Annotated in this window: 16 protein-coding genes; 5 read left to right on the top strand and 11 right to left on the bottom strand. The window is 65.0% G+C overall.

All coding sequences use genetic code 11. The features are described 5' to 3' along the window. Positions 1-120: 120 nt before the first annotated feature. Entirely contained in the window at positions 121-2,436 is a 2,316-nt protein-coding gene (locus EOA19_RS10455; protein WP_128303521.1) for a glucose/quinate/shikimate family membrane-bound PQQ-dependent dehydrogenase, read from the bottom strand. Between the two features lie 252 nt (positions 2,437-2,688). Here EOA19_RS10455 and EOA19_RS10450 point away from each other — a divergent pair, with 252 nt between their 5' ends. After that, positions 2,689-5,352, top strand: a complete 2,664-nt coding sequence (locus EOA19_RS10450) for a UvrD-helicase domain-containing protein (RefSeq protein WP_128303520.1) — start codon at positions 2,689-2,691, stop codon at positions 5,350-5,352. Positions 5,353-5,640: 288 nt separating this feature from the next. Here EOA19_RS10450 and EOA19_RS10445 read toward each other — a convergent pair whose 3' ends face one another. The 5 genes from EOA19_RS10445 to EOA19_RS10425 all read right to left on the bottom strand — a co-directional run bounded on the left by EOA19_RS10445 (position 5,641) and on the right by EOA19_RS10425 (position 10,627). Beyond that, positions 5,641-6,690 carry an ABC transporter permease gene (locus EOA19_RS10445; RefSeq protein WP_128303519.1) on the bottom strand — a complete coding sequence of 350 codons (1,050 nt, stop codon included), beginning with the start codon at positions 6,688-6,690 and terminating at the stop codon, positions 5,641-5,643. Next, positions 6,687-7,484: an ATP-binding cassette domain-containing protein gene (locus EOA19_RS10440; RefSeq protein ID WP_023813110.1), complete on the bottom strand. Its 798-nt coding sequence runs from the start codon at positions 7,482-7,484 to the stop codon at positions 6,687-6,689. The genes EOA19_RS10445 and EOA19_RS10440 overlap by 4 nt, the downstream gene beginning before the upstream one ends. An 89-nt stretch (positions 7,485-7,573) precedes the next feature. Next, entirely contained in the window at positions 7,574-8,587 is a 1,014-nt protein-coding gene (locus EOA19_RS10435; protein ID WP_128303518.1) for a substrate-binding domain-containing protein, read from the bottom strand. A gap of 103 nt (positions 8,588-8,690) precedes the next feature. Beyond that, complete coding sequence (locus EOA19_RS10430) at positions 8,691-9,599, bottom strand: sugar phosphate isomerase/epimerase (protein ID WP_128303517.1); 909 nt, start codon at positions 9,597-9,599, stop codon at positions 8,691-8,693. Next, on the bottom strand, positions 9,596-10,627 hold the full coding sequence (locus EOA19_RS10425) for a Gfo/Idh/MocA family oxidoreductase (protein ID WP_128303516.1): 1,032 nt from the start codon (positions 10,625-10,627) through the stop codon (positions 9,596-9,598). The genes EOA19_RS10430 and EOA19_RS10425 overlap by 4 nt, the downstream gene beginning before the upstream one ends. Before the next feature lie 196 nt (positions 10,628-10,823). Here EOA19_RS10425 and EOA19_RS10420 point away from each other — a divergent pair, with 196 nt between their 5' ends. After that, positions 10,824-11,849: a LacI family DNA-binding transcriptional regulator gene (locus tag EOA19_RS10420; RefSeq protein ID WP_128303515.1), complete on the top strand. Its 1,026-nt coding sequence runs from the start codon at positions 10,824-10,826 to the stop codon at positions 11,847-11,849. A gap of 142 nt (positions 11,850-11,991) precedes the next feature. Here EOA19_RS10420 and EOA19_RS10415 read toward each other — a convergent pair whose 3' ends face one another. Beyond that, positions 11,992-13,545, bottom strand: a complete 1,554-nt coding sequence (locus EOA19_RS10415; RefSeq protein ID WP_128303514.1) for a trimethylamine methyltransferase family protein — start codon at positions 13,543-13,545, stop codon at positions 11,992-11,994. Between the two features lie 12 nt (positions 13,546-13,557). After that, the gene (locus tag EOA19_RS10410; protein ID WP_128303513.1) at positions 13,558-15,969 is read right to left on the bottom strand and encodes an FAD-dependent oxidoreductase; all 2,412 of its coding nucleotides are present in this window, start codon (positions 15,967-15,969) and stop codon (positions 13,558-13,560) included. Positions 15,970-16,187: 218 nt separating this feature from the next. On the opposite strand from EOA19_RS10410, the gene EOA19_RS10405 reads away from it, so the two are divergent. Together EOA19_RS10405 and EOA19_RS10400 are read left to right on the top strand one after the other, a co-directional pair. Beyond that, on the top strand, positions 16,188-17,666 hold the full coding sequence (locus EOA19_RS10405) for an esterase-like activity of phytase family protein (RefSeq protein ID WP_128303512.1): 1,479 nt from the start codon (positions 16,188-16,190) through the stop codon (positions 17,664-17,666). Between the two features lie 182 nt (positions 17,667-17,848). Next, positions 17,849-19,309, top strand: coding sequence for an MATE family efflux transporter (locus EOA19_RS10400; protein WP_245486124.1), 1,461 nt, complete (start codon positions 17,849-17,851; stop codon positions 19,307-19,309). A gap of 33 nt (positions 19,310-19,342) precedes the next feature. On the opposite strand, the gene EOA19_RS10395 is transcribed toward EOA19_RS10400, so the two are convergent. Together EOA19_RS10395 and EOA19_RS10390 are read right to left on the bottom strand one after the other, a co-directional pair. Then, entirely contained in the window at positions 19,343-20,554 is a 1,212-nt protein-coding gene (locus tag EOA19_RS10395) for an MFS transporter (protein WP_128303510.1), read from the bottom strand. A 177-nt stretch (positions 20,555-20,731) separates the two neighbouring features. Next, positions 20,732-21,133, bottom strand: coding sequence for an SH3 domain-containing protein (locus EOA19_RS10390; protein WP_023813119.1), 402 nt, complete (start codon positions 21,131-21,133; stop codon positions 20,732-20,734). A 240-nt stretch (positions 21,134-21,373) separates the two neighbouring features. Here EOA19_RS10390 and EOA19_RS10385 point away from each other — a divergent pair, with 240 nt between their 5' ends. Then, complete coding sequence (locus EOA19_RS10385; protein ID WP_128303509.1) at positions 21,374-21,949, top strand: TMEM175 family protein; 576 nt, start codon at positions 21,374-21,376, stop codon at positions 21,947-21,949. Positions 21,950-22,002: 53 nt separating this feature from the next. Here the strand turns inward: EOA19_RS10385 and EOA19_RS10380 are convergent, their stop codons facing one another. Then, positions 22,003-22,284, bottom strand: coding sequence for a hypothetical protein (locus EOA19_RS10380; protein ID WP_023813121.1), 282 nt, complete (start codon positions 22,282-22,284; stop codon positions 22,003-22,005). Between the last annotated feature and the right edge of the window lie 37 nt (positions 22,285-22,321).

The following is a 22,321-nucleotide window of genomic DNA, read 5'->3' as shown; positions in this document are numbered from 1 at the left end:
GGAAGATTTCCCGCCTCTCATCGCCCAATCGGGCACTTCTCCCCGTCACTATGCGGGGAAAAGACACCGGCACAGACGAGGGGCGGCGCGACCTCTGAAAGATCGCGTTACCCTGCCGCCCTACTTCGGCAGCGCGTAGGCCATCACATAGTCCCCAGGCTTGGTGCCGACCGAACCGTGGCCGCCGGCGACGATGACCACGAACTGGCGGCCGTCGGCGACCGTATAGGTCATCGGCGTCGATTGCCCGCCGGCCGGCAGCCGCGCCTGCCACAGCTGCTTGCCCGATGTCAGGTCGTAGGCGCGCAGATAGTCGTCGACCGCGGCCCCCAGGAAGGCGACGCCGCCAGCCGTGATCATCGGCCCGCCGATGCCCGGCACCCCGACTTTCAGGGGCAGCGGCAGCGGCGTCATGTCGTAGACGGTGCCGTTGCGGTGCTTGTAGGCGATCTTGCCGGTCCTGAGATCGGCGCCGGCGACATAGCCCCAGGGCGGCGCCTGGCAAGGAATGCCGAGCGGCGACAGGAACGGTCCCATCACCACCGCATAGGGCGCGCCCTCGTTGCGGTTCAGCCCCTGCTCGCTGCCGCGCCCTTCGTCCGGCGGCGGCACCTGATCGCGCGGGATCAACTGCGATTTGAACGCCAGGTAGGTCGGCATGCCGAACAGCACCTGCCGGACCGGATCGACGGCGACGCCGCCCCAGTTGAAGGTGCCGAAGTTGCCGGGGTAGATCAGCGACCCCTGGACGGAAGGCGGCGTATAGCGACCCTCATAGTGCAGGCCCTGGAATTCGATCCGGCAGGCCAACTGGTCGAACATGGTTAGGCCCCACATGTCGGCGCCGGTGAGCGGCTTCGGCATGAAGGTGAGATCGGAGACCGGCTGCGTCGGCGATGTGTGGTCGCCTTCGATCACGCCGCCCGGCGCCGGCACTTCGTTGACCGCAATGACCGGCTCGCCGGTGCGGCGGTCGAGCACATAGAGGTCGCCCTGCTTGGTCGGTCCGACCAGCGCCGGCACCACCGTGCCGTCGGGTTTGGTGATGTCGATCAGGCTCGGCTGTGCCGGTACGTCCATGTCCCAGAGATCGTGGTGCACGGTCTGCCGCACCCATCGCACCTGACCGGTGTTGAGGTCGAGCGCGGTGATCGACGACGAGAACTTCTCGACATTGGCACTGCGCCCGGCGCCGAGCTGGTCCGGCGTCTGGTTGCCGAGCGGCACGTAGAGCAGGCCGAGCTTCTCGTCGGCGCTCGGCGTCGACCACATGTTGGGCGAGTTGGCGGTATAGGTCTGGCCGGCCGGCAGCGGCGTCGTCTGGTCCGGATTGCCGGAATCCCAGTTCCACACCAGCGCGCCGGTGGCAGCGTCGTAGGCGCGGATGACACCGGACGGCTCCTGCGTCGAATAATTGTCGTTGACCGCGCCGCCGACAATGATCTTGCCGCCTGATATCAGCGGGGCCGAGGTCGAGTAGTAATAGCCCGACTTCGGATAGGGCATGTTGGTCAGAAGGTTCAGCGTGCCGCCCTCGGCGAAAGCCGGGCAGACCTGCCCGTTGGCGGCGTCGAGCGCGATCAGCCGCGCGTCCGAGGTCGGCAGGTAGACGCGGGTCGCACAGGGCTGCCCGGCGGCGCCGGCGGCATCGGCATAATAGGCCACGCCGCGGCAGGTCTGGTGCTGGCGGTCCTTGTCGAGCTTGACCTTGGGATCGAAGCGCCATTTCTCCTTGCCGCTCGCGGCATCGATGGCGATGGCGAAATTGTGCGGCGTGCAGATGTAGAGCGTGTCGCCGATCTTCAGCGGCGTCACCTGATAGGTGGTCTCGCCGACATCGTCCGGACCCTTCACGTCGCCGGTCTGGTAGGTCCACGCCGGCTGCAGCTTGGCGACATTGTCAGGCGTGATCTGGTCGAGCGGCGAATAGCGCTGGCCGAACTGCGTGCGGCCGTAATAGTGCCACTCGCCGGCCGGCACATCATTGCCGAGATTGGCGTTGGCGACCACCTTGTCGGTGCCGAGTTCACCGGCAATGTCCTTCGGGTCCGATGTCATCGAATAACCGGCGACGGCCAGCGAGGCCAGCACGGCAAGGATCAGCGGTGCGCGCCCGTCAGGGCCGGCAAGACCCCGCCTCGCCCACGGCGTCAGCAGCCACAAAGCGAGAAGCACGATGATGCCGCCGCGCGGCCCGAGTTCCCACCAATCGAAGCCGGTTTCCCAGACCGCCCAGGCCAGCGTGCCGAGCACGATCACCGCGTAGAGCCACAGTGCGGTGGACCTGCGCCGGTAGAGCAGCCAGGCGGCGATCAGGAAGGCAAGGCCGGCAATGACATAGTACCAGCTGCCGCCCAGCATCGCCAGGCGGATGCCGCCGCCGCCGAGCGCCAGGCCGATGAGGAAAAGAATGAGGGAGGTGATGGTGACAGCCAAGATGATACTCCTTCGACTGTTGCGCTTCGCGGCGCGGCCATGGCAACCCGGCATTGCGTCGCTGCCCGAAGCACAACTTTCTCCTGACGGTCCCGCCTGTCAAGCACGGGCCTCAAGCGCAGGCGGTAATGGTCCATCGCAATTGGAATAACATCGACCGCGGTGGGAGCGCGGGGCAGCAATCGGGCACTTTAGCGGAACAAAACGTAGACAGTTCTGGTCTTTCCCCACCGAATCACTACATTCGGGGCGATGTCCGGCTTTTCCGAAGACATGCCCTTTTTCGACGAACCCAATGCGCGGCCCACGGCCCCGTCGGGCATCGCCGCGCGCGCCATGGCTGCCCGCAGCGGACACAACAACGCACCCGACTATCTGAAGGGCCTCAACCCGGAGCAGCGGCTAGCTGTTGAAACAACGGAGGGGCCGGTTCTGGTGCTGGCCGGTGCCGGTACCGGCAAGACCCGCGTGCTCACCACGCGCATCGCTCACATCCTCGCCACCGGCAAGGCGTTCCCGTCGCAGATCCTCGCGGTGACCTTTACCAACAAGGCCGCGCGCGAGATGAAGATCCGCATCGGCGTGCTGATCGGCGAAGGCAATGTCGAGGGTATGCCATGGCTCGGCACCTTCCACTCGATTGGCGTCAAGCTGCTTCGCCGCCATGCCGAACTCGCCGGTTTGCGCTCCGACTTCACCATCCTCGACACCGACGACGTCGTGCGGCTGATCAAGCAGCTGATCCAGGCCGAAGGGCTCGACGACAAGCGCTGGCCGGCCAAGCAGTTCGCCCAGATGATCGATGGCTGGAAGAACAAGGGGCAAGGTCCGGCCGACATCGCCGAGGGCGACGCGCGCGCCTTCGCCAACGGCAAGGGCCGCGAGCTCTACAAGGCCTATCAGGAGAGGCTGAAGACGCTGAACGCCTGCGATTTCGGCGACCTGCTCTGCCACCCGATCCGCATCTTCCGCGCCAATCCGGACGTGCTGAAGGAATACCACAAGCGCTTCAAATACATCCTCGTCGACGAGTACCAGGACACCAACACCGCGCAGTACATGTGGCTGCGGCTTTTGGCGCAGAGGCCCGATTCCGGGCGCAAGCCTTCGGCGACTAATCTCCAATCGGCCGAAGGCCGCAAGGACGACCGTCCGTCCGAGCCGTTGCGAGGCCCCCGCGGAGGGCCCGCGCCGGCAGGCGCGGAACAGCCCGTGAGCGTGAATATATGCTGCGTCGGCGACGACGACCAATCCATCTATGGCTGGCGCGGCGCCGAGGTCGACAACATCCTGCGCTTCGACAAGGATTTTCCCGGCGCCACCATCATCCGGCTGGAGCGCAACTACCGCTCGACCGCGCATATCCTTGGCGCGGCCTCCCACCTCATCGCCCACAATGAGGGCCGCTTCGGCAAGACGCTGTTCACGGACCGCAACGATCCCGAAGACGGCAAGGTGCATGTCCACGCCGCCTGGGATTCCGAGGAAGAAGCGCGCGCCGTCGGCGAGACCATCGAGACCTACCAGCGGCAAAAGCACAATCTCAACGACATGGCGATCCTGGTCCGCGCGTCCTTCCAGATGCGCGAATTCGAGGATCGTTTCGTCACGCTCGGTCTCAACTACCGCGTCATCGGCGGCCCGCGTTTCTACGAGCGCATGGAGATCCGCGATGCGCTGGCCTTCTTCCGCGTGGTGGCGCAAGGCGCCGACGACCTCGCCTTCGAGCGCATCGTCAATGTGCCCAAGCGCGGCCTTGGTGAAGCCACCATCCGCCAGATCCACGACACGGCCCGCGCGCTGCGCATCCCAATGCTGGAAGCCGCCGCCAAGCTCGCCGAAAGCGACGAGTTGAAGCCGAAGCCGCGCGCCGCCTTGCGCGAAGTCGCGGCCAATTTCGAACGCTGGCAGAAGGCGCTGGAAACCACGCCGCACACCGAACTCGCCGAGACCATTCTCGAAGAGAGCGGCTACACCGACATGTGGAAGAACGACCGCTCGGTTGAAGCCCCCGGCCGGCTGGAGAACCTGAAAGAGCTGATCCGCTCGATGGAGGAGTATGAATCGCTGCGCTCCTTCCTCGAGCATGTCGCACTGGTCATGGACGCTGAGCAGAACGCCGGGCTCGACGCCGTCTCGATCATGACGCTGCATTCGGCCAAGGGCCTCGAATTCGAGACCGTCTTCCTGCCCGGCTGGGAAGAAGGTCTGTTCCCGCACCAGCGAGCGCTCGATGAAGGCGGCCGCTCCGGGCTGGAGGAAGAGCGCCGGCTTGCCTATGTCGGCCTGACTCGCGCCAAGAAGAACCTGCATCTGTGGTTCGTCTCCAACCGCCGCATCCACGGCCTGTGGCAGTCGACCATCCCGTCGCGCTTTCTCGACGAACTGCCGGAAGCCCATGTCGAGGTCGCCGAAAGCGGCAACAGCTACGGCGGCTACGGCAACTCCTACGGCGGCGGTTCTTTTGCCTCCGGCCGCGGCGGCCAGGGCGCAGGACGGCAGAACCCCTATGGCGCCTCGCGCTTCGACAATGTCGGCGCCGACACCGAAAAATCAGGCGCCTTCTCCAACACCTATGCGACGCCGGGCTGGCAGCGCGCCCAGGCCAACCGCACCGAAGCGACCGACCGCAACTGGGGCTCGCGCTCCGGCCATCAGGTCGAGCGCATCGGCTATGGCGAAACCGACTCCGGCTACGGCGCCGGCCGCACCTCGGTCAAAGGCCGAACCATCGACGGCGAACTGGTCGCCAAATCCGTCTCCGACACACCCTCCGCCTTCAACGTCGGCGACCGCGTCTTCCACCAGAAATTCGGCAACGGCAACATCTCGGCTATCGAAGGCAACAAACTGACCATCGATTTCGACAAGGCCGGCCAAAAACGCGTGCTGGACGGGTTCGTCGCGGCGGTGTGAGCGGTTGCTTGCCCTACAAGCGACCATTCTCTGGCGGAAGCCCCACCTTCGTCATCCACGGGCGAAGCAAGGAGCGTAGCGACGCGGCGCAGACCCGAGGATCCATGCCGGGACTCAAACGCGTCACCACGGTGCAGAATTCTGCTCCGCTGCATTCCTGGGCGAAGGTCGCGGCATGGATCCTCGGGTCTTCGCGACGGAGCTGCGCTCCTGCTTCGCCCGTGGATGACGAAGTGATTGATGTCTCCGCCAATCGTCAAGGCATGCGGTTCGCCAACGAAACAGCCCTCACCGATACCTTGCCTGGTTCCACTTATGCCCGAGCAGCGACAGGATGATGATCAGGCCGTTGAAGAACTGCACGTAGAAGCCGCTCAACCCCGCCGCGACGACGCCGGTCTGGATGAAGGACACGGTGACCGCGCCGATAGCGCCGCCGACCACGGTGCCGATGCCGCCCCAGGTCGGCGTGCCGCCGACGAACACCGAGGCCAGCACCGGCAGCAGATAGCCGTCGCCGGCGGTCGGCCACCAGGTGAAGTTGATCATCACCGAGAAGGTGCCGGCGAGCGCCGCACCGATGCCGACGAAGACGAACACTTTCACCCGCACGCGCTTGACGTCGATGCCCATCTGCTGGGCGCTGTCGGGATTGTCGCCAACCACCCTCACCTGCGCGCCGAAGCGATGGCGGTTGTAGAGCATCGCCGACAGCACGACGAAGCCGATCGCCCAGAAAATCTGCACCGGAATTCCCAGGAGCTGGCTTGAAAAGATCGTGTAGGCCCAGCTGTCGCTGAGGCTGGTCAGCGCCATCGACTTGCCTTCGTTGATGATCTGGATCAGGCCGCGCAGCAGGAAATTCATGCCGAGCGTGGCGATCAGCGATGACAGTCCGCCATAGACGACCAGCGAGCCTACCAGGAAGCCGAGCAGCATGCCGGTGACGAGCGCCGCGGCGATGCCGAGGAACGGATCGTAGCCGGCCTGCACGACCAGCGCGAAGACCCATGAGGCAAAACCCATTGTTGCCGGAAACGACAGGTCGATCTCACCGCAGGTGACGACGAAGACCAGCGGCACCACCACGAACAGCGCAACGGGGAGCGTCGTCAGCACCGAGCGGTAGAGATACCAGGTGGTGAAGACGGTCGGGTTGGCGATCAGGAACACCGTCATCATGACGATGAACACGGCGAGCGTGCCGAGCGCGGCACGGTTGTCGAGGATGAAGCCGCGCATCCAGTGATCGGATGGGTGTTTCCACTCTTTCTGGGCACTGGGGCGGGGAATGCCGGCGGACGGCTCGTGCAGATCGGGCTCCATGGTCTTGCTCATCGTGCTCTCTGCTCCGCGTCGCCGGCATCGTGCAGCCCGGCCAATCCGCCGGGATGCGCGACCTCTTCCATGAAGTTGATGAGATCTTCGGCCGACTTGACCTCGCTGCGGTCGGTCGTCAGTGCGACCTTGCCGCGGTCGAGCACGACGAAGCGGTCGGCGATGTCGAAGACATGATGGATGTTGTGGCCGATGAACAGGATCGAGCGGCCGCTCGCCCGCACCTGGCGCACGAAATGGAACACCTTGGCGGTTTCGGTCAGCGACAACGCCGTCGTCGGCTCGTCGAGGACGATCAACTCCGCCTGCTTGTAGATGGCGCGGGCGATCGCCACGCCCTGGCGCTCGCCACCCGAAAGCTGGCCGACGATCGACTGCGGCGTGAACACTTTCGAGGTGAAGCCGATCTCGCGCATCAGCCGGCTTGCCTCCTCGATCTCCTTGTTGACCCTGAGAAAGCCCAGGAATCCGGTCAGCTCGCGGCCCATGAAGATGTTGCGAACGATGGTCTGCTGCACGGCCAGCGCCCGGTCCTGGAACACCGTCTCGATGCCGGCCTCGCGGGAACGCGCGGCGCTCCACCCGGTCACCGGCTTGCCGCGCACGAGGATTTCGCCACTGGTCGGCTTGACCACGCCGGAGAGGATCTTGATCAGCGTCGACTTGCCGGCGCCATTGTCGCCGAGCAGGCCGACGACCTCGCCGCGGTCGACGCTGAGATTGACCCCGCCCAGTGCATAGACCTGGCCATAGGATTTGCTGATGTCGCGCAGTTCGATGAGGCGTTCTGCCATCGGATCCTCGCTTTGATTGTCGCTTGCCGGCTTCGTCGCCAGCGGTCCCACCGGCCGGGGCCTGAGATCCCGGCCGGCGGCTTGGGAGGTCAGCGCAGCGCCTGCTTGGCGAGCTCGGCGACGATCTCGTAATTTTCGGGCGTGACGAAGCCGGCGCCGGTGTCGACATTCACCGGCGCCAGCCCCAGCACCACCTGCTGGCAGAGGCTGAGGATCGGCAAATAGCCCTGCAGGAACGGCTGCTGGTCGGCGGTCAATTGCACCCAGCCGCCCTTAAAACCCTCGACGATCTGCGGGCTGGTGTCGAAGCCGAAGTTGAAGATCTCGCCCGCCTTGCGTCCGGCCGCCTGCATGTAGGTCGAGACATTGCCGAGCATCTGCCCGCCGGGATAGCCGACCGCCTTGACGTCGGGATTGTTGAGCAGTGCCGCGGTGATCACCGGAATGGCCAGATTGGGATCGGACGCCCATTCGCCGCTCGGCGGTGAGGACAACTGGATGACCTCGACGCCGGCCTCCTTGAGCGCCGCCACCGTGCCGCGCTCGCGCGCGCCGCGACTTTCGTTTTCGAACGGACCGATCATGATCGCCTTGTCGCCGGCCTTCAGCTTGCCGAGCTTGAACGCCTCGGCGCCGAGCGCGCGGCCCTGCTGTTCCTGCTGGGCGCCGACATAGCCGCCGCCAAATGCCGCCATCACCTTCGGCACCGGCACGTTCTGATACATCATCTTGATGCCGTCCTTGTGCGCCTGTTCGGCGAGCGGCATGATCGACGCGTCGCCCGGATGGCCCATCATGGCGATGCCGTTGGGCTTGACCGCGACGGCCTCGCGCAGTTGCTGCACCATCTTTTCGATGTCCCACTGGGAGAAGATGTAGTCGACCTTCGGCCCGAGATCGGTCTCTGCCTGCTTGGCGCCATTATAGACGATGGTGCCGAAAGCGTCGCCCTCGGCGCCGCCGACGAAGAAGCGGATGTGGACATCCTTGCACCATTTGGCGTCGAGCGCCTGCGCGGGCAAGGTGGAGATCGCAGCGGCAAGCACCGTGGCGGCGGCCACGACGGTCGAGCGCAGAACTGTCCTTCTCATCGTCATGCTCATGCACTTATCCTCCCTTTTTGTCCTCGCAAGCGAGGGGTTTCGACATTCGCTTCGGCAATGCGCGCTACAGACATCCCGGCCGGCTCCTCCCGCCGGCCGATCCTCACATCGGGTTCGGCAGGTAGCTGGCCCCTCCCCGGCATTGCTTGAGATATTCCAGCGCCCGCACCTGGCCGGTGATCTCGAGGTCGCCGCGATAGACCGGGTCGTGCCAGCCTTCGATATCGATGGCCCCCTTGTAGCCGGCCAGTCGCAATTCGCTGATCACCCGGGTCCAGTCGCTGTCGCCGAAACCAGGCGTGCGCATCTGCACGAAGGGCAGCCGGCCGAACACGCCATGCTCGCGGATCACGTCCCAACGCACCGTCGCGTCCTTGCCGTGCACATGGAAGATGCGCGGCGCCCATTTGCGGATCTGCGGCATCGGATCGATCAGATAGACGAGCTGGTGGCAGGGCTCCCATTCGAGGCCCAGATTGTCGTCCGGCACTTCGTTGAACATCATCTCCCAGGCGTCCGGATTGTGGGCGATATTCCAGTCGCCGGCGGCCCAGTTGCCGTCCATGGCGCAGTTCTCGAAGGCGATGCGGACGCCCTTGTCGGCGGCGCGCTTGGCCAGCGGTCCCCAGACCTCCTTGAAGCGCGGCAGGCTGTCCGGCAGAGGTTTGCCGCGCAGGCGGCCGGTGAAGCCGCTGACCATCGAGGTGCCGAACAGATGCGCGTTGTCGATCACCGTCTCCCAGGCCTTGAGCACGCCGCGGTCGACCTCGCCGTCTTCCAGCGGATTGCCGAACACGCCGAGCGAGGACACGGTGACGTCGGCATCGCCGATCGCCTCGCGGATCTGGCCGGCGAGAAGCGGCAGGTCCTTGCCGCCAAGCGTCTGCCAGAAGAAGGGTTGGATGCTCTCGAAGCCGAGCGGCAGGATCTGTTTGACGTAAGCCGCCGGGTCGTCGAGATTGGCCCGCACCATGGTGCCGATCCGGATGTCGAGAAGCGGGTTCGGCGTCATTGTGCGTCCTCTGCGATTGTCACGCGGCGGCCGGTCTCGGCGCTTTCGATGGCGCCGAAAACCATGGCCAGGCTCTTGATGTTGTCGGCGCCGCGCGTTTCCGGCTCGGTGCCGGTCTCGATGGCGTCCACGAAATCCTGGAGAATGCCGAGATGGCCGCCGACGCGATCGGACGCATCGAGCGGCGGCACCGCGATCGGCTGGGTTTTGTCGAACATTCCGTCGCGGCCCGGCATCACTGCTTCTGCCCTCAGGTCGTCATGACCGTCCCAGATGAGGCTGCCGCGCTCGGCGACGATGCGCCATGTACTTTCCCAACTGGTGCGGAAGCCGGCGGCGCACCAGCTGCCGGCATAGGTGAAGACCTTGCCGCGGCCGAGATCGAAGACGGCGCTGGCCGACGATCCCTGCCGGTACCAGGAATTGGCCGGCTCCCATTCCTGGCAATAGACATTGGCCGGCTCGCCGGCGACCATGTAGCGGGCGGCGTCGAAGGTGTGGATCGCCATGTCGAGCAGCAGCACATGCGCCATCTCCTCGCGAAAGCCGCCGAAATGCGGCGCGACGAAGAAGTCGGCGTGGATGCTGGTCGGCGTACCAATGGCGCCGGAATCCAGGAACCTGCGGATGCGCCTGACATCGGCGACATAGCGGCGGTTCTGCACGACCGCATGGATGCGCGCGGCGCGGCGCGCGGCCTCGACGATGGCGCGCGCATTTTCCCGACTGTCGGCGAGCGGCTTTTCCGTCAGCAGATGGCAATTGTGGGCAAAAGCGGAAAAAGCGACTTCGCGCCGGGCGGCTGGAACCACCACGTCGAACACCGCTTGCGGTTTGGTCTGGTCGAGCACGGCGTCGAGATTGCTGCCGATGACGGCATTGGTGAGATCGTATTCGCGCGCCCTCGCCCGTGCCCTCTCGGCATCGATATCCACGAGGCCGACAAGGGTGAGCCCGTGTATCTGCCTGATGGCATCGAGCCAGGCCTTGCTCATCGCTCCGCAGCCGACCAGGACGACATCGATCATCCAGCGCTCCTCCTCCGCTCGGTCCCTCCAGACCGATCGTCACGGCATTCACGGCAGGACCGTAAACGTTTTTCCGTAAACGTTTACGAGAACACACCCGAAGGCGTAGAATGTCAATTGGCCGTTGGCGAAAATCGTCCTGTCGCCTTGGCCTCAGCGGCCACCGGTGCTAGCCAAGCAAGGGGAGTACAGTCACTTGGCATCCAGCATTCACGACCTTGCCCGTCACCTGAACATTTCGATCGGCACGGTGTCGCGAGCGCTGAACGGCCGCGCCGACGTCAATGCCGACACGCGCCAGCGCGTGCTCGAGGCGGCCAGGACGCTCAACTATTCGCCGAACCAGTCCGGCCGCAGCCTGAGGCAAGGCGCCACCCATTCGATCGCCTTCATGCTGCAGCCGCATCCCGGTGACCAGCAATATGGCGAGCCGTTCTTCATTCCATTCCTGATCGGGCTGCAGGCCAGGCTTGCCGAAAGCGGGCTCGACCTGACCGTGGTCATGGGGGCGCCGGGCGACTACCAGCAGGAGCGCCTGCGCCGTGTCGTCGAAACGCGCCGCGCCGACGCGGTGCTGCTGGCCTGGACGCGGCGCGAGGACGAGCGCATCGACTATCTCACGCAAGCCGGCTTTCCCTTCGCCACGCTCGGCCGCAGTCGCTCCGGGGCCAAGTCCTATCCTTCCCTCGACCTCGATTTCGAGAAGGCCGGCGCCGACGCCGTCGACCGCCTGGTGGCGCGCGGCCACCGCCGCATCGCAGCCGTCCGTCCGTCGCTCGACCTCAACTTCGGCTATTTGTTCCTGGCCGGCTACCGCAAGGCCCTAAAGCGGCACGGCATCGAGATCGACCCCGAGCTGATCGCCTCCGGCTTCATCAACGAGGCCGGCGGCTACGAGGTGACGCCTCAGGTGATGCGCTCCAAGGCCCCGCCGACCGCCATCATCTTCAACAATGACGCAATGGCGCTGGGCGGCTGCAAGGCGCTGGCCGAGATGGGCATCAGGCCGGGTCAAGACATGGCGGTGACCGTCATCGTCGACACGCCGCTCTGCCGCTATTTTTCCCCGGCGCTGACCGCCTTCCGCCCGGCGCTGGAGCCAATGGGACAACGCCTCGCCGAAATGCTGCTGGCGTCGCTTCCCGCCTTCGCCGGCCCGGAGGGGCCGCGGATCATCCGCGAGGTCTGGCCGCTGGAGCTGGTCGCACGCGACAGCGATTGATGGTGGCAGCAGGACCGCCGATGTCGTCCTCCCCTCAAACAGCACACCGGTGCCGCAGTGCACCGGCCGCAACCTTGAATGCGCGGGAGGCGCTGTAGGCTCCGGATCGCGCCACAACCAGGGCGATCAGCGAGAGCCGGCCTTAAGACACCGGCGCCGCTCCGCCCTCTGCCGTGCGCCGCGCGATAAACTCATCCAGCACGCCGGCGGTGGCGGCAGCCGTTGCCGGCGGCGCGAAATCGGAAAGCACCCGCCTCCAGACGCCGGTGGCGCGCTCGCTCGCCGTCTTCGACCCACTTTGCGTCCAATTGCCGAAATTCGACCAGTCGGCCACCAGCGGTTCGTAGAAGGCGGTGCGGTAGCGCACCATGGTGTGGCCGGCCGAGAAGAAATGGCCGCCCGGCTGCACCTCGGCGATCGCCTCGAAACCGATGGCATCGCTGTCACCCGGGGTTACGGCACAGAGTTCAGCCACCGTCTGCAGCGCCTCGATGTCGGTGATCAGCTTCTCGAAGGAGACACTGAGGCCGCCCTCCAGCCAGCCGGCGGCATGGATGCACATCGTCGCCCCAGCCAGTACCGAACCCCACAGCGCGAACTGCGTTTCGTGCGCGGCCTGCGCATCCGAGATGTTTGCGGCACTGCCGCCGCCGGACCGCCACGGCAGTCCGGTGAAGCGCGCCAGCTGGCCGGCGCCCAGCGTCGCCTTGACATGCTCGGGCGTACCGAAGGCCGGCGCACCGGATTTCATGTCGACATTGGAAGAGAACGAGCCATAGACGACCGGCGCACCCGGCCGCACGATCTGCGCCAGCGTCAGCCCGGCCAGCGCTTCGGCGTGCTGCAGCGTCAACGCGCCGGCCACCGTGATCGGCGCCATGGCGCCTGCCAGGCAGAACGGCGTGATGACGGAGATTTGGCCCGCGCGGGCGAAATCGATGATGCCTTGCGCCATCGGGATGTCGAGCTGGCGCGGCGAGTTGGTGTTGATGACGGTGTAGCAATATGCATTTGCCAGAAACTCGTCCTGCGACAGGCCGCGCGCCAGACGAAGCATCTCGAACCCGTCCTGGACTTGCGGCGTGCCGCGCGCGAAGACGAATGGAAACTTGTCCGACAGCGTCAGCTGCGCGCGGTTGACGGCATAGTGCCGAAAGCGGTTGTCGACATCCTGCGGTTCGATGCAGGGCCCCAGCATATGCAGCACGTCGAAATGCTGCACCAGCCGCATGAGATCCTCGAAATCCGCCAGTGTTCCCGGCCGCCGGCCGCGCTCGAGATCGGTGACGTTCGGCGCCCCGCATCCGGCCAGGAAGGTCATCGAGCCGAGCTCCAGCGTCAGATCGCGGGCGCGCGAACCGGCGTGAGCGTGGATCGATCTCGGCGCCGAGGCGAGTGCCGTCGTCACCATGTCGCGCCCGATGCGCACCATGTCGGTGTCCGGATCGACCAGCGCGCCGGCGCTGGCGAAAAGCTCACGCGCCTGCGGCAGCAGCACCTTGATGCCGAGCTCTTCCAGCACCCGCAGCGCGGTGTCGTGAATCGCGGCCACCTGATCGTCCGAAAAGATCGGCTGCGGCAGGAACGGGTTCTTCAGCGAATGGTAATTCGGCCGGCGGCTGCTTTCGCTGCCGGCCTCGCCCGTGCGTCCACGCCGGCGTTCGCGCCTGCCATCCCGTGCCGCGTCATCGACCATCGGAAATCCTCCTCATTGCCGCATTGCCTTGCCCTCGGGATCGTAGGGCGAGGCCGCGACGACATGCGCCGGCCGTTCCTCACCCACGACATTTACGGAGAGCGCGGTGCCCTCGCCTGCAACATCGCGGTCGACCAGCGCCAGCGCCAGGCTCTTGCCGACCGTATAGCCATAGCCGCCCGACGTGACGAAGCCGACGCGTCGGCCCTGATACCAGACCGGCTCGAAGCCGCTGGCGTCGGCGTCGAACGCATCGATTTCCAGGGTCACAAGGCTTTGGCCGCTACCGGCCTCGCGCTGTTTCAAGGCAGCTTCGCGGCCGATGAAGTCGCTCTTGCCGAAAGCGATGAACCGGTCGAGACCGGTCTGGCCCGGCGTGTAGCCTTGCGTGAATTCGCGCGACCAGATGCCAAAGCTCTTCTCCAGCCGCAGCGCATTGAGCGCATAGTAGCCGATTTCGGCAAGGCCCAGATCCTCGCCAGCGCCCAGCAGCGTGTCGCGCAGAGTGGCATGCATGGTCACGGGGCAACTGATTTCGAAGCCGAGTTCGCCTGATATCGACAGCCGCGCAACACGTGCCTGCACCATGCCGATATCAAATGCGCCGCAGGCCATGAACGGCAGCGCTGCGCCGGAAACATCCTGATGCGTCGTTCGCTCCAGTATTTTGCGCGCGTTCGGCCCGGTCAGCAGAAAGCCGCTCATCGTGTCGGACAGGTCGGCGACGGTGACGCCTTCAGCCGCATGGCTCTCGAACCAGCGCATGTGGAATTCCCGGAGATAGTAGGAGCCCATCAGCCAATAGCTGCCGCCGCCCCAGTTGAAGACGGTGAGGTCGCCCTTCAGCCGTCCGTCAAGACCGAGCATTGGCGCCAGGCCGGCCCGTCCGGGTTTCGGCAGCTTGCAGGCGAGCAGCCGGTCGAGCCAGGCTTCCGCACCTGGCCCCGCCACCGCATAGCGCGAATAGGCCGAGATATCGACGAGACCGGCGGCGCGCCGCACCTGCAGCGCCTCGTCGCCGACGATGTCGAAGGCGTTGGAGCGCCGCAGCGTCGTGTTCTCGGCAAATCCCATCGGCGCGAAATAGGCCGGGATTTCCAACCCCCAGGAAGCCGTCCATTCGCATCCCGCGGCCGTCATGCCGTCATAGGCGCCGGGGCGTTTCAGCGGCCGGCCGGCGGGCAGCCGTTCATTGGGAAAGGTCATGACGAAGCGGCGCGAATAGAACTGGCGCGTGGTCTGCTTGAGATATTCCCGGTTGGCGGCGAAGGCGCCGTAGCGGGCGATGTCCATGCCAAAAATGTCGGCCTGCGGTTCGCCGTAAATCATCCATTCGGCCAGCGACTTGCCGACGCCGCCGCCCTGGCTGAAACCGGCCATGACGCCGCAGGCGACCCAGTAATTCTTCAGCCCCCGCACCGGCCCGACAATCGGATTGCCGTCCGGGGTGAAGGTGAAGGCACCGTTGACCCATTTGCGGATGCCGGCAGTCGCCAGGCAAGGGAAGCGCTCATGCGCCTTGGCGAGTTCCGGGCTGATGCGATCGATGTCTTCCGGGATCAGCTCGATGCCGTAGTCCCATGGCGCACCATCCATGTTCCAGTGCTTCGGATTCTGCTCGTAAACGCCCAGCAGCACGCCCTTGCGCTCCTGCCGGAGATACGAAAAGCCATCGAGATCGACGGCGATGCCGATTTCCCTGTCCAGCGCCGCGATCTCGGGAATGTCCTCAGTGATGAAATAATGGTGCTCCATCGGCGTCACCGGCAGGTCGACGCCGGCCATGCGGCCGAGCTGCTTTGCCCACAGCCCGCCGGCATTGACGACATGCTCGGCGATGATGGTGCCCTGCTCCGTGATGACATCCCAGCGACCGTCGGCGCGCGGCTTCAACTCGACGACCCGGTTGCGCAGGATGATGTCGGCGCCGCGCTTCTTCGCAGCACCCGCATAGGCATGCGTCGTGCCGTACGGGTCGAGATGGCCTTCGTTGGAATCATGCAGCCCGCCAAGCACACCGGTGACGTCGACGATCGGGCAGATCGTCTTGATCTCATCGGGCGTTACCAACCTAGCGGTCTCGATGCCGACCGACTGGAACACCGCCCAGGCCGATTTCAGCCACTCCCAGCGCGCGGGATCGCTGGCGATGTTGACGCCGCCCTTCATGTGCAGGCCGATATCCCAGCCGGATTCGGCCTCGATCTCCCGGTAGAGATTGATGGTGTAGTCCTGCAGCGCCGCCACGTTGGGATCCGCGTTGAGCGAATGGAAGCCTGCCGCCGCGTGCCACGTCGAACCGGCCGTCAGTTCGGCGCGCTCGATCAGCGCCACATCCCTCCAGCCGAACCGCGTCAGGTGATAGAGCACCGAGGCTCCAACCACGCCACCTCCGATGACGACTGCGCGGTAGTGCGACTTCAAGGCTTCCCCTCCACGGTTAGTCCGAAGGCTGGAGCATATATTCACTGGACATAAGTGTCTAGTGCCGCGCGCGCGCATCGTTTTTCGTCGACCGCCGGCATGCACCGCGCGCTGTCACGTAAGCATCATGTTCGCGCCGTAGACCGCGTTTCGGGGAGGCCTGCGCGGCATCATCGATGTCGCGCCTCGCGGCACATCCGTCACAAAGAGGATTATCCATGAAACACCTGTACCGAACCGCGTCGCTCGGCGTCGCGCTGGCCTTGTTCACCGCCTTGACGCCGGCGCTCGCCGACAGCACCGCGACCGTCGGCGGCCTCGTCAACAAGGGGCTGGTCGGTGTCGGCCGCATCCCGGCCGCTCAGCGCGACAAGTTCGGCGAGACCTTCGGCTCGGGCTCCGGCATGGCGATCGACACATCAGGCTGGACGCACGGCGCCGATGGTTACAAGGGTTCGCTCTGGCTGCTGCCCGACCGCGGCTACAATGTCGTCGGCACCACCGACTACCGGCCGCGCCTCAACACCATCGGCATAGAATTCATGCCGACCGCATTGGGTGCCGCACCCGCTGCCGGCCAGGAGCAGACGGGCGTCAAGGCGACGCTCGCCGACACCATGCTGCTCACCGACGACAAGGGCGCTGATGCCACCGGCCTCGACCCGCTCAACGGCGTGCGCGCGGCAAGCGGCGACATGCCGATCCTGCCGCAAGCCGACAATGGCAAGCTGGCGCTCGACAACGAGGCGATCGTGCGGCTGCCCGACGGTTCGATGTTCATCTCCGACGAATACGGCCCGAACATCTATCGGTTTTCCGCCGACGGGCATCTGCTGTCGGCAACCCAGCCACCGGCCGCCCTCGTGCCGATGCGCCACGGCACGCCGAACTTCGCCTCGGACAATCCGGGACCCGGTGCCGCCGAGCCCGATCCGAAGGATCCCGAAACCGGCCGCCAGAACAACCAAGGCCTCGAAGGCATGGCAATGACGCCAGACGGCAAGTTCCTGATCGCCGTGCTGCAGTCGGCGCCCCGGCAGGACGGCGGCGATTCGCCCGCCACGCGCCAGAACACCCGCGCCCTGGTCTACGACGCATCCGACCTCGGCCATCTCAAGCTGGCGCATGAGTATGTCGTGCCGCTGCCGGTGTTCAAGGATGCCAAGGGCAAGACCAAGGTCGCCGCGCAGAGCGAGATCGTGGCACTGTCGGATCAGACCTTCCTGATGCTGGCGCGCGACAGCGGCAACGGCCAGGGGCTGAAGGGCCACACCTCGCTCTATCGCCAGGTCAACGTCGTCGACCTATCCACCGCGACCGACATCGCCGGCGGCGCCTTCGACGCCGCTGACAAGCCGGTCGCCCCCAAGGGCGTCGTCGACCCATCGGTGACACCGGCCAAGCTGACGCCATTCATCGACATCAACGACAGTGCCGAGCTCGGCCGCTTCGGCCTGCACAATGGCGCGCCCAACGACCAGGATAACCTGTCCGAGAAGTGGGAGGCGATGTCAGTGGTCAGCGTTCTGGATCCGAAGCTGCCCGACGACTACTTCCTGTTCGTCGCCAACGACAACGACTTCCTCGCCCAGGACGGTTTTCAGGTCGGCGCGCCCTACAAGGCCGAAGACGGCGCCAATGTCGACACCATGTTCCTGGTCTATCAGGTCACGCTGCCGGGTCTGGCCAAGAAGTAACCACCACTGCCCGGGCGGGCGCGCTTGGCGCGTCCGCTGGGGCTCGCGGCTGGGCATGAACGGGGCAGCGGCCTTTCAACCGTGCGGCGCGTTCGCAAGGGTGCATCTCGGTCCCGCCTGCGATATCATCGTGGACTGGATCCAAATCACCATCCGCCGAGCTGCCCGCCATGGACGAAAAAATGCCCGCGCGCCGGGGCACCGGCGACCTGACCAGCGGCCCGATCCCGCGCACGCTTCTGCTGTTCGCCCTGCCGGTGCTCGGCTCCAACGTGCTGCAGTCGCTCAACGGTTCGATCAACGCCGTCTGGGTCGGCCGTTTCCTCGGCGAATCGGCGCTGACCGCCACCTCCAACGCCAACCTCGTCCTGTTCCTGATCCTCGGCACTGTGTTCGGCATCGGCATGGCGGCCACCATCCTGGTGGCCCAGTCGGTCGGTGCCCGCGACCTGCCCGAGGCGCGCCGCATCGTCGGCACCAGCGCGACGTTCTTCTTCCTCGTCTCGGTTGTCTTCGCGGTCTGCGGCTGGATCTGGGTCGACGCCATTCTCAACACGCTCGGCACACCGGCCGATGCCTTGCCGCTGGCGCGCTCCTATCTGCGCATCATCTTCGTCGCCGTGCCGATGATGAACCTTCTGTCCTTCGTCATGACCGTGCTGCGCGGTGCCGGCGATTCACGCACGCCCTTCTTCTTCATGGCGCTGGCCGTCGTCCTCGACATCGTGCTCAACCCATTGCTCATCGCCGGCATCGGGCCGTTTCCCGAACTCGGTATCGCCGGCTCCGCCACGTCGACGCTGATCGGCCAGACGGTAAGCGTGATCGCCATCCTGATCGTGCTCTATGTGCGCAAGCATCCGCTGCGGCTGGCCGGCGCCAACCTCGCTCTGCTGCGGCCCGATCCCACCTTGCTGCGCATCGTCGTCTTCAAGGGCGTGCCGATGGGTCTGCAGATGATCGTCATCTCCGCGGCTGCATTGACAGTGATGGGCATGGTCAACTCCAACGGCTCGCAGGTCGCGGCCGCTTACGGCATCGCCGCCCAACTGTGGACCTACATCCAGATGCCGGCGCTCGCCATCGGCGCCGCGGTGTCCTCGATGGCGGCACAAAATGTCGGCGCCGGGCGCTGGGACCGGATCGGCCGCATCGCCGCCTCCGGCGTCGGCTTCAACCTGGTCCTGACCGGCGCGCTGGTTGCCGTGCTGTCGGTTTTCGACCGTTCGGTGCTGAGCCTGTTCCTGAGCAGCGATAGTGCTGCGATCGACATCGCCGTCCACATCAACAATGTCGCCTCGTGGTCGTTCATCCTGTTCGGCATAACCATCGTGCTGTTTGCCACCGTACGAGCCACGGGTGCCGTGATGCCGCCGCTGATCATCCTGGTCATTTCGGTGCTGATCGTGCGCACCGGCTTTGCCTATTTCATGCGTGGCGTGATCGGCGAGGAAGCGCTGTGGTGGAGTTTCCCGGTGGGTTCGATCAGCTCGCTTGTACTGGCCGCTGCCTACTACCGTTTCGGCCGCTGGCGCACCACGCACATGATCGAGAACAGGCCGGCCGCCGGCGAGCCGCCGGACACCGGTCTTGGCGTGCCGCGCGGACGCGCGCATCTTTCGCCTGAAACACCGAACGGCTGAAGCCAACCCGGTTCCGCTGGACAGCTCCAGGGCTCAACGCCCGTGTTGTTTCAGCTCAAAAGCCGGTGCCACCAACGCAAACGCCACGATCACGCCGGCGAATGCCAGGCTGGCAGTGATAGGACTGGCATAGGTCGAAACGATGCCGATGCCGATGACGGGCAAGGCGTTGCCGACAAAGCAGCAGATGAAGAAGCTGGACACCACTTCGGCGCGACGAGCCTTTGGCGCGATCTCGTTCACCACTTGCAGCCCGCCACGGTAACCAAGCGCCGCCGCAACGCCGCAACAGGCCGTCGCAGCAACCATCAGTGCCATCGAGGCCAGTGTCTGCGCCGCCACCACCAACGAGACGCTTGGGATCATCAATGCCAGCGCAGCCAGCATCGCTTTGTTGCTCTTCATGTGCATCAGAACGACAATGCTGATCGCGGTGACGATCGCCAGTTCGAAGAACAGCGCGCCGGCGACGGCGTGGTTGGTCACATGCAGCTGCTGCGCCAGGATGCTCGGCGCCAACGCGGCGTAGAACCCGACCAGCGCCATCGCGCCGAAGCCGGTCACCGCCGGCGCGACGAAGCGCGCACGGATTTCCTCCGGGACGGAAAGTTGCGGCCGCAAGGAAAGCCGCCGCAGGCCGCCCGGCTTCGCCACCGTTTCGCGAGTGCGCCAGACCAGGATCGTTACCACCAAAAGTGCTGCCAGATAGACGATGAAGATCAGCCGCAACGGCCATGGCTCATATTCAGCCAGAAGTCCCGAAATCAGTGCGCCGAAGCCGAGGCCGAGGAAATTGGTGCTGGTGGCGATCACACTGGCGCGCGACTTGTCCGCGCCGGGAAGAAGCTCGGCAATCCACGCAGTTCCGGTCCCCGCGCCGACGCCGATGCCAAGCCCGCTCAGGATGCGGGCGACGTCGAGCGAGACGACGTTTCCGGCAAACAGGAAGACAAGCGCACTGACGATGGCGACAAGCATCGCCGCCAGGCTCGCGGGCCGGCGCCCGACGACATCGGACACCCCGCCGAACATCACCAATGCCGCCAGATTGCCGACGACATACACGGCGTAGATCAGCGTCAGGGTGATTTGTGAAAAGCCGAATTGCTGCTTGTACACGATATAGAGCGGCGTCAGCACCGTGCTGCCGGCAAACAGCACCGCAATCATCGCGGCGACGGTGGGGATTGCAAGAGCGTCGCCACCTGCTCCTTCGTGCGTATGCGCAAAATTGCGAATGGCCATGGCCAACCTCGTCACCAATTTCGGGGATCGAGGATTTAACGCGGTTTCATCCACGACGTTCCAGCCGACAGGGAGGCTCCTGACAGCACCGTGGACCTTGCTTGAGCGGGATATCTGCCGGCTGAACAGGCTCGGATCGCGGCTCCGATCCGTCATCTATCGCTCAACCGGTCGGCCTCACCTGCAGGGGAAGCCGGGCGCGATCTTGCACTTGCCGGGGCGCGGCTTGTGCGGCGGGCGATGGTGCGGAGGACGGTGCGGCCTGTGCTGCCAGTGCGGCCGATGCGGCGGGCGCACGATGATGATCGGCGGGCGAACGATCTGGGAGCGTTCGAGATAACCGGCGCTGGCCCAGCCGCTCACGCCGCCGCCGTGGATTCTACACCAGCCCGGCTGGCAGCCGGTGACATTGACCCTGAAGCCGGCGGGCAGCGTTCCCACCCTGGCGTATCCCGCTCCCGGCCCGCTGCGGACGTTGAGGTTGGTCGAGGTGTGGGCGCTGTAGGCGAAGGCCGCGGCCGACGTCCCGAAGACCGCGGCCAGGATGGTCGCGACCACAAGCAGAAAACGAAATCTCATCAGTCCCCTCCATTAGAATCCCGGCCGTACATCTGCTTCGGCCAAGACTGCCCTGCAAGAGGAGCGGCCAAGCCAAGAAAAGTCAACGGTGGGCGGCCGTAATCGTCCTGACCAGCGGGACTGATGCCGGATTTTCCTTGGACATGGTTGAGGAATTTCCCGGTTGCCATTTATTGGCTCCCCAACATCCGCTAGCGTTTACTCTCTTTCGACAATTCATCGCGGGCAAAGGTGGGATCCATGGGCAAAGGCAGGGTCGAGGCATTCACCGACGGCGTCGTGGCTATCATCATCACCATCATGGTGCTTGAGTTGAAAGTGCCGCATGGCGAGGATTTCTCCGTCCTGGTGCCGTTGTGGCCGATCTTCTTCTGCTACGTGCTGTCCTTCATCAATGTCGGCATCTACTGGAACAATTTGCACAACATGTTCCACGCCGTGCAGCGGGTCGACGGGCGCGTGCTGTGGGCCAACCTCAATCTGCTGTTCTGGCTGTCGCTGATGCCGGTGACCACAGCCTTCATGGGCGAGAACCACTTTGCGCCGGTGCCGGTCGCCGTCTATGGCACCGACCTCGCGCTATGCGCCATCGCCTACACCATACTCGCCGCCGCGCTGCATCGGCTGCACGGCAATGATACCGCCTTTGCCAAGGCGCTGGGTACTGACCGCAAGGGGAAGCTCTCGCTGACTGTCTACATCGCAGCCGTCGTGCTGACCTTCGTCAGCCAGTGGATCGGCGTCGCACTCTATGTGCTGGTCGCGATGATATGGCTCGTACCGGATACGCGCTTTGCGCGGGTGATTGAAAAGTAGCTGTCTTCACGCATTTTCAAGGCAAAGCGTTGCACGTCTTTCCCAGAGTTGCGCTACTTGCGCATCGCTTTCAGTTTTTCCGCCACCGATGCGGCAAGGTCGGCATAGCGCTCCTCCAGCCGTTCCGCGGCCTTGATGATCGAGAAATCATGGCCGAACTTTTCCAGCGCCATGCGCAGCTTCTCGACGAACTCGGCTTGTTTCTCCAGGGCGGAAAAGAGCGTCTTCACCTGCGTTTCGCTGATGTCGGGGTTGGCCAGCATCTGCGGCACCTCGCGGCCCATCTGGTCGCCAATGGCGGTCTGTTCTTTCAGGATTGCAACCCAGTCCGTCAATCAGGAAATCTCCGTTTGTCCCCAGGGCAAAATCTCT

This window comes from Mesorhizobium sp. M7A.F.Ca.US.010.02.1.1, from assembly GCF_004023085.1.
GTDB lineage: Bacteria > Pseudomonadota > Alphaproteobacteria > Rhizobiales > Rhizobiaceae > Mesorhizobium.
This window is presented reverse-complemented; position numbering and strand designations above follow the sequence as displayed.

Excerpts from the sequence above, each read along its gene's own strand:
- EOA19_RS10450 (WP_128303520.1), top strand. The coding sequence starts at position 2,689 with ATGTCCGGCTTTTCCGAAGACATGCCCTTTTTCGACGAACCCAATGCG.
- EOA19_RS10445 (WP_128303519.1), bottom strand. The coding sequence starts at position 6,690 with ATGAGCAAGACCATGGAGCCCGATCTGCACGAGCCGTCCGCCGGCATT.
- EOA19_RS10440 (WP_023813110.1), bottom strand. The coding sequence starts at position 7,484 with ATGGCAGAACGCCTCATCGAACTGCGCGACATCAGCAAATCCTATGGC.
- EOA19_RS10435 (WP_128303518.1), bottom strand. The coding sequence starts at position 8,587 with ATGAGCATGACGATGAGAAGGACAGTTCTGCGCTCGACCGTCGTGGCC.
- EOA19_RS10430 (WP_128303517.1), bottom strand. The coding sequence starts at position 9,599 with ATGACGCCGAACCCGCTTCTCGACATCCGGATCGGCACCATGGTGCGG.
- EOA19_RS10425 (WP_128303516.1), bottom strand. The coding sequence starts at position 10,627 with ATGATCGATGTCGTCCTGGTCGGCTGCGGAGCGATGAGCAAGGCCTGG.
- EOA19_RS10415 (WP_128303514.1), bottom strand. The coding sequence starts at position 13,545 with ATGGTCGATGACGCGGCACGGGATGGCAGGCGCGAACGCCGGCGTGGA.
- EOA19_RS10405 (WP_128303512.1), top strand. The coding sequence starts at position 16,188 with ATGAAACACCTGTACCGAACCGCGTCGCTCGGCGTCGCGCTGGCCTTG.
- EOA19_RS10400 (WP_245486124.1), top strand. The coding sequence starts at position 17,849 with ATGCCCGCGCGCCGGGGCACCGGCGACCTGACCAGCGGCCCGATCCCG.
- EOA19_RS10395 (WP_128303510.1), bottom strand. The coding sequence starts at position 20,554 with ATGGCCATTCGCAATTTTGCGCATACGCACGAAGGAGCAGGTGGCGAC.
- EOA19_RS10390 (WP_023813119.1), bottom strand. The coding sequence starts at position 21,133 with ATGAGATTTCGTTTTCTGCTTGTGGTCGCGACCATCCTGGCCGCGGTC.
- EOA19_RS10385 (WP_128303509.1), top strand. The coding sequence starts at position 21,374 with ATGGGCAAAGGCAGGGTCGAGGCATTCACCGACGGCGTCGTGGCTATC.